Below are 12,978 nucleotides of genomic sequence, written 5' to 3'. Positions count from 1 at the left end.
CCCTAGCTCGACGTAGCACTACTGCAGCTGTGAGCGGCGCTGCTCCTGGTTCAGGAAGGTTCGCTCCGCCAGGGACTCCCCGGCACCATCTTGCAAGTGGACGACGACGTCGAGGCCGAGCTCTTCGAGGGCTTCGACGTCTTCCCGGTACATCGCCACCGAGCTGATGGTGCAGTCTTCGGTGTCCACGTGGGAGGCGTGGATCTCCTTGACCGTGTCCACGTTTGCGTGTTGGGCAGGCATGGCGAGCATGATCATGTCGATCTGGTGGCTGTCCTTCACACGCTCCCAGAAGTCGATGTCCGTGGCGTCGCCCTCCACGACGTTGTAGCCGCGTTCCTGCAGGTGGCGTACCCGGGCGGGGTCGTGCTCCACGCCCAGGATCTTGGCCCCGTAGACTTCGCTGAGCTCGTTGTAACACGCAAGCCCGACGCGTCCGACGCCGAGCACTAGCGCGTGGGCGTCGCCTAGCTCGATGGGGCGGTCGTCCGGGTGGATCTTGTGCGGCGGGCGCACCGGCAGGCGCTTGGCCAGGTGGGTGGCCCGGGACACGCTCTGCGGGTTGAAGATCGCGGAGATGACGAAGCTGATGGAGACCGCAAGCACCAGGGAGAGCAGCCAGCGCTGGTTGAGCCAGCCATCCTGAACGCCGACGGCGGCGATGATGAGAGCGAACTCCGAGTAGTTGGCCAGCAGCAGTGCCGTGAGCACAGAGGTGCGGTTGCGCAGCCCCAGGACCCACAGGATCGCCCAGTAGGCGACGGCCTGAAGGGGGAGCAGGAGGAGAAGCAGGGCGGCGTCGGCAACGTTCTGCCAATTCGGCAGCCCCATGAATCCGATGTTGACGAAGAAGCCGACCAGCAGCAGCTCCTTGAGGGTGAATAGGGAGTGGCTGAGCTGCTCGGCGCCGGGGGAGCGGGAGAGCACCACGCCCATAATCAGTGCGCCGAGGCTGCCGGAAAGCCCGACCCACTCGAAAAGCGCGTAGCCGGGGATCAGTGCCATGGCAATGCCGAATAGCGCCCCGAGTTCGCCGTGGCCGAGCTTGTACCAGCGGCGGGTGGTGAGCGCGAGCAGCGGGACAATCACGACGAGCAGCAGGGAGGCCAGGTGTGGCGGCTCGCCCCGCAGGATGCTCATGAAGGCCACCGCGAGGATGTCCTGCATAATCAACACGCCGATGCAGATATTGCCGTAGAGGGCCTGCTCGTCGCCTCGATCCTGCAGGATCTTGATGACCACGATGGTGCTGGAAAAGCTCAAGACCAGCGCGACGTTCACCGCCACCTGGAAACTGGTGGGGCCGAACGCACCGAGCGCGCCGAGGGCGGTGATGAAGCCCGCGCCGATGAGCGTCATCACCAGCACGTGGGCACTGGCCGTGAGCCAGACTGCCTTATCTGTCAGCGCCTTTAGATCCAGGCGCAGGCCGATGGCAAAGAGCATGAGGGTCACGCCGATATCGGCGAAGAGATCGAGGGACTCGACATGCTCCACACCCGCGGCATGGAGGGCGAAACCGGCGGCGAGGAAGCCGATCAAGGGCGGTAGCCGCACGGCCCAGGCGATGAGTCCACAGACGAAGACCACGCCAAGGTAAGTCAGCAATAGTTCCATGGACTGTAGTGTGCCTCACAGCCAGGTTTTTCGCGCTGTATGAAACGCATTATTCATAGGGGTGTGTGAAGAATTGGGGCAGAATGGCGGGGTAGGATTCTTCGCATGGGACTGGCACAGCGCATTAGGGATCTCCGCCGCAAGGCCGGGCTTTCCCAGTCGGAGCTCGCGGACAAGCTCGTGGTGGACCGCGAGGCCGTGCAAGGTTGGGAGTCTGGGGACAGCGCGCCCGATATCGAGGTCCTCACGAAGCTTGCTGCCCTGTTCGGGGTTAGCACCAGCGACCTCCTCGGCAAGGACGGAGCGGTACTGGGCGCAAGAACCAACCGCGTGGCCGTCGACGTCCAGTCCCTAGAGAAGTCTGGGGGCAGGTTTCTGGCGAAGGGGACGAAGGCCCACACCGCGGTTCGTCAGGTCTTCCCGGACGCCGTGATCACACCTCTGCTGCGGGAGAAGAAGAACACCAAGGGCGAATCGGCTGCCCAGTGGTTCACCGAGATTGTCTTCGACGGGGTGCCTAATTTCTTGTCTGAGGTGAAGAACTCCTTCAGCGGTGACTCCTTCTATCTCGTCGAGGACGCCAGCCGCCCGCTGCTCGTCCGCGTCACGAAGGATTCCGTGGAGAGCCGCGAGATCTTCGGGCAGGTGTCTCGGAGAAAGTTTTTCGTCGGCAGGAGCTCGTTTATCAAGTTCGGCAGACCGCTGGAGAACTAGGGGACTGGCTTGGGGCAGCAGCTAAGGCGGCGAGTGCCCACGCCGTGTGTGTTTTCCGGGCAGCGTGCTAGATCCAGCCATTCGCCTTCGCCAGGTGGGCAGCCTCGAAGCGGTTCCCCGCGCCGGTCTTCGACATGATGCTGGAGATGTGGTTGCGCACCGTGCCCGGCGAAAGGTGTAGGGCCTTGGCGATGGCGGGTGAGCTCTTTCCCTGGAAGAGCTGCTGGCAGACCTGCGTTTCCCGGTCGCTGAGGGGATTATCGGGAGCCAGCAGACTATCCCGGGCCACCGTCGGGTCGATGACGCGCAGCCCGGCGTGCACCCGGCGGATTGCGTCGGCGAGCTCCTCGGGAGGGGTGTCCTTCACGATGAATCCGTCCACGCCGGCTTCCATCGCGCGCTTGACGTATCCCGCCTTCCCGAAGGTCGTGACGATCAGGCAGCGGCACGGGTGCCCGGCCAGTTCCTTGGCCACATCCAGGCCGTTGATCCCCGGCATCTCGATATCCAGGAGGGCCACGTCGACGGGGTGTTCCTGCACCAGGCGCAGGGCCTCGGTTCCCGTGGCGCACTCCGCAACAACCTCGATGTCCGGTTCTGCGCTGAGCAGCGCGACCAGGGCCCCGCGCACCAGCGACTGGTCCTCGGCGAGCAGCACTCGAATCGGGTTCATCGGTTTTCCTCCTCGAACGTGGCGCCGTCGTCAATGATCTCGCGATCCGCACCCATCGCGATCAGCACGGTGCTTAAGCCTCGTTCGCGGCGCACGATGAGTCGGCCACCGGCCGCCTCGACGCGCTCGCGAAGCCCAGCCAGGCCGCCGTCCCCGTTGCGGGCCTCCTCGTCGCTGAACCCGCAGCCGTCGTCGGTGACCTGCAGCTTGTCGCCGGTCACGGTGACCCAGCAGGTCCTGGCCCCGGAGTGGCGGACCACGTTGGTCGTCAGCTCGCGCAAACCCCAGGAGAAAATAGCCTCATGATCTCCCGGTGTGGTGAGGCGTTCGGGCAGATGCGCGGTGATTCCCTTGGTCTCCATCGCCCGGCGGGCTCCCTGGAGTTCGCCGGCGAAGGTGGGTGTGCGCATCCGGGTCACGGTTGAGCGGACCTCGGCCAACGCCAGGCGGGAGAGCTCGCTGATGTCCTTGAGCTCCTGCTTGGCCTGCTCCGGGTTCTTCTCTATTGCCCGGCGCGCGACTTCGGATTTGAGGTTGATGACGGTCAACGAGTGGCCCAGCAGGTCGTGGACGTCCGTGGCGATGTCCTCCCGCTGCTGGGCGAGATCGAGTTCGTGTTGGAGCTGGTGGCGGGACTCGTCGTACTGGCTGAATACGCCCACCGCGACGAGCATCAGGGGGATGAAGAATAGGATGAAGGTTGACCAGCCGAGATTTTCCGGGGCCCGGAGCCACACCGCGATCGCCCCGACCGCGCCCGTGGCGAGCACGATGGGCAGGGATCGCTTGAGGGGGATCGTGAAACCCAACATCGCGGCGAGATAGGGGGCGAAGCTCGTGGCACCCGTGTGGATCACTGGCACGCTGGTCAGCGCGATCGCCAGCAGAACAACCCACCGGAGGAGCGCCTGCGGTAGCAGACCCCAGCCGCGCGGGAAGGTGCCCATCGAGCCGAAGGCGTAGAAGTAGACGGCGCTGAACATCAGCACGCACACCGTCATCCAGGTTTTATCCCCGGCGCTGAACTCATCGCCCGCGTAGACCTGGAGCAGAACCGGCCCCAGGAACACCAGCCATATTGAGGCGAAGATCGCGTTGTTGAACTGGAAGCCCTCGAAGGTACGCATCAGCTTCGGTTCTTGTCTCGCTTGCCCATCATGAGGCAGAAGCCCACGAAGATCGCCGTCCATACCGCGATGCTAACCCAGGCGTGCCACATCGGTTCGGTGATCAGCCCGGTGCCAACCACTTGGGCGCCTTCGGCCAATGGCCAGCGCACCAGCATCATCGCCCCATACATCGGGGTGAATCTTCCGATATCCAGCAACGTCCCGCTCAGCGGCATGAACACGTTGCCCGCGAAGGCGAGGATCACGATGGACCCGGTGGCCACGCCGACTGTGTTCTCCTTGGGGACCATTAGCGTCCAGGCTAGGCCGTAGAAGCCGAAGGGGATGGAGCACAGCACGCACGCGAGGAAGCTTAAGGCCCATTGCTCGGGCTGCATCTGCGCCCGAGTCACCCCGCCGACGATGAACACGGCCGCGATGGGCAGTACCGCGCGCACAGCGATGCTCACCGTGTTCGCGAAAACTAGTTGCCAGGGGCGCAGCGGTGTGAGTGCCAGCTGTCGGCCCCACCCGCTGCGGCTATCGGTAACGGCGGATCCTGCGGCGCCGACCGCGCCCACCACGCCGGCGTAGAAAGCCATCCCTAGCATGACGAATGCGGCGAGGTTGCCGCCGTTCATCTCCTGCTCGCCGTAGTCCTGCAACGCCCCGAAGATGAGGTAGAAGAAGATCGGCAGCCCGATGCTGAAGAGCAGGGTGGTCATATCCCGGCGCAGGCGGAGGAGTTCGTGGCCGGTGAATTTCAGGGTGGTGTTCATGGTTCTACGCCTCCTGGTTTTCTTGCGTTAGTGCGAGGAAGGTGTCTTCCAGGCTGTGGCTGCTGATGGCAAGGTTGCGGGCGTCGGTGCCGGTCAGCAGATAGCGGGCGAGCGCGTCGGAATCCTCGGTGGTGACAGTCAGGCGGTTGCCGTTGATGTCGCTGCCTGTCACCCCAGGCAGCCTGGTCAGGTCGGGCAGTTCGCCCGGGAATTCGGCGGTGACCACCCGGTCGGCACTCATGTTCCGCAGTTCGGTGGTGGTGCCGTCGGCGATGATCTCGCCGTTGTTCATGAGGACGATGCGCTGGGCGAAGTTTTCTGCTTCCTCCAGGTAGTGGGTGGCGAAGATGATCGTGCGCCCTTGTCGTGCCTGGTGGGTCATGGAGTCCCAGAAGCGGCGACGTGCGCCGGCGTCCATCCCTGCGGTCGGTTCGTCCAGGATGAGGATCTCCGGGTTGCCGAGGATGGCTAGGGCGAAGCAGAGGCGTTGTTGTTCACCGCCTGAGCATTTGCCCACGCGCCGGGAGTAGATGGGCTCCAGGTTGGCCTGTGTGATGACCTCATTGAGGGGCAGGTGCTCCGGGAAGGTTGCGGCGATCATCTCCACGGTGTCTTTGACCGTGAGCTCGTTGAGCAGGCCGCCGGTCTGCATCAGCGCGCCGATGTGCTGTTTGTAGACGGCCTGCGTGGGGGAGAGACCCATGACGGTGACGGTGCCGGCGGTTGGGGTGGTCAGCCCCAGGATGAGGTCCAGTAGCGTGGTTTTACCTGCTCCGTTGGTGCCGAGGAGGGCGATGATCTCGCCCGGCTGGACGGTGAGGTTCGCGTTCTTCAGCGCGTGCACGGGGTGGTTGGAACGCGGGTTGAAGGTTTTGCCGACTCCGGTGACCTCTATTGCGTGGGTGGTGTGTGTCGTGCTCATGGTTTTCACGCTAGAAATCCAGCGTGGGAAGCAGACATATTTTCTGTCACCACTTGCCCATGACTTTTGTCATGGGGCCCGCATTCGCTAGGCGGGTTTCTTGGTCTTTTTCTTTTTGGTTTCTGTTTCTCCGCCGGCGGCCTTTGGCAGGAAGCGGCGTTGTCAATCGGGTGGCCGGGAACGTCGACGTGAGGCTGGGGCGCCTACCTGCGGTCTTGCTTGTCACAGGAAGTGAGGGCGGGGGGCGAGGGGTGGCCTGTTCTTAAGTCGCAGGTGGGGGTGTTGCCGTGCCCCCGCTTAGGGGGTCGGTAGTTTTGCGAAAATAAGTGCACTCGAAATGAATTGTTAGCGTCAAGGGTGCGCCGATCAACCCCCTGGGTGCGACACCTTCCACTAGTAAGGAGAACATCATGTTCGAGCTCATCTCTACCCTGTTTGACGTTCTTGTTGGCGCTATCAGCGGTGCTTTCCAGGCAATCGTTGCTGCGATCAAGGGCTAATATTAGACGGCCTTCGGGCGCGTCTGACCTCCTTCGAGCTTCGGCTCGGGGGAGGTCTTTTTGTGTTGCCGTGGCTTCCTCTATTCACGACAACGCGTTTCGCGAGAAGGCTCGCCTCTGTGTTCGAGTGCTCCAAGCTTGTGTCCGATACCCCTGCTCCAATGGTGGCTGAGCGGTGAGAGCGTGTCTCGCAGACTTTTTCGAGCGCGCCGTTTACCGTGGACACATTGCGTTTCTGGCCCAAGGAGGCATGCCCGGATGAGTGCAGCGGAGCTGAACCAGTCCGCCGTTTGGAATACCGCAGATAAGTTCCTGCGGTCCATCGTCGAGCCCGAGGATTATGGGGATTACATCCTGCCGATGACGGTGCTTCGCCGCCTGGAGTGCATTCTGGAACCCACGAAGGACGAGGTCCTCGACCTTGTGGAGAGCCTCCAGGAGGAGGGGTACAGCGAGGAGATGATCGACTGGGAGGTCCGCGTTCGCTTTGGCCTGTCCTTCTACAACTCCTCCCGCCTGGACCTGACGCGGATCGCCCAGCTAGACGACCACGTCTACGAGGCGTTGATGGATTACGTCGGCGCGTTCTCGTCCTCCGTGCGCGATGTGTGGGATGCCTTCGACTTCGCGGTGAAGATGAAGACCCTCGATAACGCCTCGCGCCTGTGGCCGGTGGTGAAGCACTTCGCCACCATCGACATGAGCATGGAGGCGCTGCCGGATGCCCAGATGGGTGATCTTTTCGAGCACGTCATGTACAAGGCCTTCGATACCAAGGGCAAGGCCGCGGGTGCGTTTTATACCCCGCGCGATGCGATCCGGCTGATGGTGGATATTCTTTTCGCTTCCGACGACGTCGGCCTCACCGCGGAGGGCGCTTCCCGCACCGTGTACGACCCGACGGCGGGCACCGGCGGCATGCTGCTCGTGGCAGCACGTGCCCTCAAGGAGCTCAACCCGGATATTGAGGTGGTGCTCGCGGGCCAGGAGCTCATGTCCACGGGTTATGCCATCGGTAAGGCTGATCTGCTGATCCAGGGTGGCGAGCCGGATGCCATCCGTCACGGCGATACGTTGCTCACCGACCTGTATGAGGGCGAGCAGTTCGAGTACATCCTCTCCAACCCGCCATTCGGCACGGATTGGGAGGTGCAGCAACAGTCGGTGAAAGAGCAGGCGAAGGTGCCGGGTTCCCGGTTCAGCCACGGCCTGCCAAGTAAAGACGATGGCCAGATGCTTTTCCTGGCCCATGTCGCTTCGAAGCTCATGCCCGCAGGCCCCAATGGTGCGGGCGGTCGTGGCGCGGTGGTGTCCAATGGCTCGCCGCTGTTTACCGGTGCGCCAGAATCGGGGCCAGATAGGATCCGCGCCTGGCTGCTGGAAAACGACCTGGTGGACGCGATCATCCAGCTGCCGACCAATATGTTCTACGGCACGGGGATCTCCACTTATGTGTGGATCCTGGATACGAACAAGGAGGAGCACCGCAAGGGCTTCGTTCAGCTGATCGATGCCTCCGAGTGCTGGTCGGTGCCGGATAAGGGGTTGGGGGAGAAGCGCCGGGAGATGAAGGAGCCCGACCGTAAGCGAGTGCTCGAAGAGTACGCCGGGTTCGAGGACACCGAGATCTCGAAGGTGCTCACACCAGCGGACCTGGGTTTCCGCGACGTGAAGGTCACCAAGCAGAAGCGCCTGCGCGTGGCGGTCACCTCGGAGGCGGTGGCGCAGGTGCTGGAGCATAAATCTGCCGTGCCCGAGCACGCGGAGGTCCTTGCCGACGTGGCGGACGTGAAGTTCAATGACCTGCCGGAGGCACTGAAGGCTGCGGCCAAGAAGCGAGGTGTGAAGATGCTCGCCGGCATGATTGACGAGGTGCTTGAAGCGGTCGGAGTACCGGACGAGAATGCTGAGCCCAGTTTCGATCGCAAGGGCAACCCAATCCTCGACCCGGCGTTCTCCATGACGGAGCGCATCCCGCTGACCGAGGACGTCGACGAGCACATGGAGCGCGAAGTCCTCCCATTCGCGCCGGACGTCACCTGGGACGAGGAGGCCGCGAAGGTCGGCTACGAGATCCCTTTCAAGCGCGTGTTCTATCGCCCAGCTCCGGTCCGGTCACTGGAGGAAATTGACGCCGACGTGGCCGCGGTGATGGGGCGCCTGGCTGAAAAGTTCGCGGAGGTGCGGGAGTGAGCACAGTGACTACGCACCGCACGGCGCCGTTGTGGAAGTTCGCCGAGGTATCACCCCCAATGCCGGAGTTCAACGACCTCACCGAGTCCGACGAGGTGACGTTTATTCCCCTGGAGGACGTCTGGCCGACTAACAAAGCCGACGACTTTCGAACGGTTCCCTGGGAGAAGCGTTTAAACGGATACACCCCGTTTCGCCGGGGTGATCTCCTCCTGCCGAAAGTTACCCCGACGGTGACACACGGGCGCACCATGATTACGGACACCGCCACCGAGTTGGGGGTTGCCTCCACCGAGGTCTACACGGTCCGCGCACGTCCAGGGGCAGACTCTCGCTGGCTCGCGTACCTGCTTGTCGGAACGGAGTTTCTTGGACTCGCGGGGGCCTCCGTGCAGGGAACCGGTGGATTGAAGCGAATCAGTACGCAGTTTGTCGAGTCCTACCCGCTGCCGGACGCCTCGCCAGATGAACAGCGGGCCATCGCGGATTATCTCGACCGCGAGACTGCCGAAATCGATGCCATGAGCGCCGACCTGGACGAGATGGAAAAGCTGCTGACGGAGCGGCGTAGGACCGCAGTGACCGCGGCCTTCAACCAATTCTCTACCACCGCACCCCTCTGGAAATTCGCCAAGGTTTCGCCTTCCACACCGGGAATTTATGACCTGGACAAGGGAGAAGACGTGACGTTTATTCCGCTGGAGGACGTCTGGACAAATCAGAAACCAGGAGTTTTCAAGGTTGCTCCTTGGGAGGACAAACTTGCTTCATACACGCACTTCGAAAGCGGAGATGTCCTGCTCCCAAAGGTCACCCCGACAGTCACCCACGGCCGCGCGATGGTGGCAAACGTTACTACTGAGCTGGGTGTGGCAACCTCTGAGATATACACCCTGCGACCTAGTGAAAGAACGAACCCCGATTGGTTAGCGTTCTTCCTGACGTCGCAAACGTTCCTAGATGAGGCGGGCGTTTCCGTTTTAGGAACAGGGGGCTTAAAGCGAATAAGTACCCAGTTTGTCCAGTCCTTCCCTGTACCTGACATGAGTCGTTCGGAGCAAGACGGTCTGGTCAAGGACATTGACCGCGAAACCACCGAAATCGATGCCATGCTCGCCGACATCACTGAGCTGCGCGACCTACTCGCCGAGCGTCGCGCTGCCGTCATCGCCGCGGCCGTGACCGGACAAATCGATATCCCCACCGCCGAGGAGCCCACCCATGCCTAGCTCAGACATCACCCGCGAATACGCGCACGAGTCCGCCATCTGCAAGGCCCTCGCCGAGCGCGGCTGGACTTACGAGGAAGGCAAGAACGACCAGGGGTGGGATCGGCGCCTCGCGCTCTACCCCGCCGACGTGCTGGCGTGGCTCTCCACCCAGTACCCAGATGAGTACGCCAAGGCGGTGCCCGCGGACGCCCCGGAAGCCACCCGCGAGGTCGCACAGCGCAAACTGCTTGAATATGTCGCCGACCGGCTGGAAACCAAAACCCGGAAGGACCCACAATCCGGGCGTACCCTCGGCGGGCTGCTCGGCACACTGCGGGAGGGCTTCAAATACGCCCAGGTCGGGGCTCGTTCCGCCGCCTTCGGCCCGATGGTCGCCTTCCCGCCCGCGAACCCGTTGCTGGAGAAGGTCGCCGAACGCGCAGAAGAAAACATCCTGCGCGTCATCCGCCAAGTCCACTTCGACCCCAAAACTAACGAGACCATCGACCTCGTGCTCACTGTCAACGGCATCCCCGTCGTGACGATGGAGCTGAAGACCGACAACACCCAGTCGGTGGCGCACGCCCGCAAGCAATACCGCAAAGACCGCGTGCCCAGCTCCAGCCGGCGCCTCCTGCAGCCGGGGCGCGCGCTGGTCCACTTCGCCGTCTCCAATGCCGAGGTCTACATGACCACCGCACTGAAGGGCTCCGACACCTTCTTCCTGCCCTTCAACCGAGGTTTCAACGGCGGGGCTGGCAACCCGCCTATCCCCGGCAAGTCCGAGACCTCCTACCTGTGGGAGGACGTGCTGGAGCGTGACATGTTCCTCCGCATCCTCAGGGACTTCGCTGTTTGGGAACCGGACGCCACACCGAAGCGCGGCACTCCGGGAGGAAAACTGATCTTCCCGCGTTACCACCAGCTGCGCGCGGTGGAGCGGGTCACCCGGGATGTCACCCGGCGCGGGGCCGGTGGCCGTTACCTGATCGAGCACTCCGCAGGTTCCGGCAAGACCAAGACCATCGCGTGGCTAGCCCACCGTCTGATCCGGCATGTGGCGGAGGATGGGCAGAAGACCTTCGATTCGGTCATCGTCGTCACCGACCGCACTGCGCTGGACACCAACGTGCGCCAGGACATGCAGATGATGGAAGCATCCTTGGGTCTGGTGGTTTCCGTCGGCGAGAATGCTGGGGCGAAGTCCCCGCAGTTGCGCCAGGCGATCGAAGAGGGCGACCACATCATCACCTGTACCCTCCAGACCTTCCCGCACGTGCTCAAACTCCTCGAGGACGAGCAGAATCTCGCGGGCAGGCGCTGGTGCGTGATCGCGGACGAGGCGCACTCCTCCCAGACTGGCTCCAGCGCTTCAGCGCTGCGCGAGCTGCTCACGGACGTCGAGCTCGATGAGGGGGAGGAGTACACCGCCGACGATCTGCTGGAACTGCGGCAGGAAGCCATCGCCGTCGCCGAGAACATGACCTTCGTGGCGCTCACCGCCACACCCAAGGGCAAGACCCTGCGCCTGTTCGGAACCAAAACCCCGGACGGGCACTTCGTCGCCTTCGATACCTACCCGATGGGGCAGGCAATCGAGGAGGGCTTCATCCTTGATGTGCTCGGCAACTACTCGACCTACCAAATGTGGGCCGAGGTCCGGGACGAACTGGGCCGGACCGAGGAAGTCGATGAATCCGCGGCCGTGACCGACATGGTGCGTTTCGTCCGCCTCCACCCAACCTCCATCGCGCAGAAGGTGGAGGTCGTTATCGAACACTTCCGCCGCAACGTCGCCCACCACCTGGGCGGGGAGGCTCGCGCGATGGTTGTGACCTCCTCCCGCAAGGCCGCGGTCCGCTGGTCGGAGGAGATGAACCGCTACATCCAGTCCAAGGGCTACGACTTCCGCTCCCTGGTCGCCTTCTCCGACGCGGTGCGTGTGGATGAGGACTCCGAACCGGTGACGGAGGTGCAGCTCAACGGCGTGCCGGATGTCGAGCGTGCTTTCAAGGATGACGAGCAGGACTACCGCGTCATTATCGTCGCGAATAAGTTCCAGACCGGCTTCAACGAGCCCCGGTTGTGCGCGATGTACGTCGATAAGCAGCTATCCGGTGTCACCACCGTTCAGACACTCTCGCGGCTTAACCGCATCCACGCGAACAAGCCCACCCCGATGGTGGTGGACTTCGTCAACGACCCGGAGATGATCGTCAAGGACTTCCAGCGCTACTACGCCGGAGCCTCCATCAACACAGACATTGACCCGAACGCGCTGCACACCCTCGGCGAGGAGCTCGACACCTCTGGGTTCTACACTCCCGAGGAGATGGAGCAGGTCGCGCAGGCCTATATGGCTGGCTCCGACTCGGAGGCGCTCCGTGGCGCGGCCGCACCGATCATCCGGCGCTGGCAGGTGCGACGCGATTCCGGCAAGGACGGGCGCGACGCGGCACGCGACTTCAAATCCAACGCAGAGAAATACCGCCACGCATATGAGTTCCTCTCCCAGATCGTCGCCTACGCCGACGCGGAGGTCTCCAAGCGGGCGATGCTCGCCGCTGTGCTGGAGCGCAACCTCCACCTCTCCGAATACGACGACGAGGACGAGGACTTCATCACCGGGCTCTCACTGGCCGGAGTGGCGATCACCCAGAGCGACATCGAGGTCGACCGCTCGCTGAGCGATGGCGGGACCGAAGCGCTGAAAGTGCCTACCTTCGACGTCACCGTGGGTGGGGAAGGCACCCCTATGCGCGCCGCATTCTACGACGCGGTGGACAAGGTTAACGACATCTTCTCGATGGCCGGTGTAGACGTGAACTCCGATGAAACCTCGCAGATGATCGTCGCCGCCTGGGGCACACTCTCCGAGCAGCCCGAGGCGGTGAAACTGGGTCGGACGAACTCCAAGGAACAGCTCAAACGCTCCAAGAAGTTCCAGGGCGCGGCGACGCAGGCGATCTTCGACGGCATCGCGGAGCGTAAGAAGCGCGACACCTTGCTCTCCAGTGACCGGGACGTGCTCAACGGTGTGATCAACGCCCTGGCCGACATCATGGCCGCGGCTAAGGAGATGGGTGAGCTGGACAAGTAGGGAAGTGGCCCCTGAGCTCAATGTCCGTGCCAGATTTGTGCCAAATCAGTGGCTGCATCCGTGACCATGTGAGCTTTGCCATGGGGCTTAGGGGGGCGCTGGTTGATCTACCCGTTGCTTCGACCTGCGGAAACGACTGAAGCCCTGGCCTTGCGGCCAG

General features: G+C 63.0%; 9 protein-coding genes. 4 read left to right on the top strand and 5 right to left on the bottom strand.

The window, feature by feature from the left end; genetic code table 11:
• Positions 1 to 18: 18 nt before the first annotated feature.
• Positions 19 to 1,617, bottom strand: a complete 1,599-nt coding sequence (locus HMPREF3088_RS07465) for a cation:proton antiporter family protein (RefSeq protein ID WP_070759142.1) — start codon at positions 1,615 to 1,617, stop codon at positions 19 to 21.
• Between the two features lie 105 nt (positions 1,618 to 1,722).
• Between HMPREF3088_RS07465 and HMPREF3088_RS07460 the strand changes: the two genes are divergently transcribed.
• Positions 1,723 to 2,331, top strand: coding sequence for a helix-turn-helix domain-containing protein (locus HMPREF3088_RS07460; RefSeq protein WP_070759141.1), 609 nt, complete (start codon positions 1,723 to 1,725; stop codon positions 2,329 to 2,331).
• A 67-nt stretch (positions 2,332 to 2,398) separates the two neighbouring features.
• Here the strand turns inward: HMPREF3088_RS07460 and HMPREF3088_RS07455 are convergent, their stop codons facing one another.
• From HMPREF3088_RS07455 to HMPREF3088_RS07440, 4 genes are read right to left on the bottom strand one after another with little or no spacing between them, the layout of a single operon-like run.
• Positions 2,399 to 3,004 (bottom strand): response regulator transcription factor, encoded by a 606-nt coding sequence (locus HMPREF3088_RS07455; RefSeq protein WP_070759140.1) that lies wholly within the window; start codon positions 3,002 to 3,004, stop codon positions 2,399 to 2,401.
• Positions 3,001 to 4,131, bottom strand: a complete 1,131-nt coding sequence (locus HMPREF3088_RS07450) for a sensor histidine kinase (protein ID WP_070759139.1) — start codon at positions 4,129 to 4,131, stop codon at positions 3,001 to 3,003. The genes HMPREF3088_RS07455 and HMPREF3088_RS07450 overlap by 4 nt, the downstream gene beginning before the upstream one ends.
• Positions 4,131 to 4,892: an ABC transporter permease gene (locus tag HMPREF3088_RS07445; protein ID WP_070759138.1), complete on the bottom strand. Its 762-nt coding sequence runs from the start codon at positions 4,890 to 4,892 to the stop codon at positions 4,131 to 4,133. Before HMPREF3088_RS07445 ends, HMPREF3088_RS07450 begins: the two co-directional genes overlap by 1 nt.
• Before the next feature lie 4 nt (positions 4,893 to 4,896).
• Complete coding sequence (locus tag HMPREF3088_RS07440; RefSeq protein WP_070759137.1) at positions 4,897 to 5,814, bottom strand: ABC transporter ATP-binding protein; 918 nt, start codon at positions 5,812 to 5,814, stop codon at positions 4,897 to 4,899.
• A gap of 758 nt (positions 5,815 to 6,572) precedes the next feature.
• Here HMPREF3088_RS07440 and HMPREF3088_RS07435 point away from each other — a divergent pair.
• The 3 genes from HMPREF3088_RS07435 to HMPREF3088_RS07425 are packed head-to-tail and all read left to right on the top strand — an operon-like array spanning position 6,573 to position 12,818.
• On the top strand, positions 6,573 to 8,507 hold the full coding sequence (locus HMPREF3088_RS07435) for a type I restriction-modification system subunit M (protein ID WP_070759136.1): 1,935 nt from the start codon (positions 6,573 to 6,575) through the stop codon (positions 8,505 to 8,507).
• A 59-nt stretch (positions 8,508 to 8,566) separates the two neighbouring features.
• Positions 8,567 to 9,736: a restriction endonuclease subunit S gene (locus HMPREF3088_RS07430; protein WP_070759135.1), complete on the top strand. Its 1,170-nt coding sequence runs from the start codon at positions 8,567 to 8,569 to the stop codon at positions 9,734 to 9,736.
• The gene (locus tag HMPREF3088_RS07425; protein ID WP_070759134.1) at positions 9,729 to 12,818 is read left to right on the top strand and encodes a type I restriction endonuclease subunit R; all 3,090 of its coding nucleotides are present in this window, start codon (positions 9,729 to 9,731) and stop codon (positions 12,816 to 12,818) included. Before HMPREF3088_RS07430 ends, HMPREF3088_RS07425 begins: the two co-directional genes overlap by 8 nt.
• Positions 12,819 to 12,978 lie beyond the last annotated feature (160 nt).

The organism is Corynebacterium sp. HMSC22B11, assembly GCF_001815965.1.
Taxonomy (GTDB): Bacteria; Actinomycetota; Actinomycetes; order Mycobacteriales; family Mycobacteriaceae; genus Corynebacterium.
The sequence above is the reverse complement of the archived record's forward strand: the minus strand, read 5'-3'. Positions and strand labels throughout refer to the sequence as shown.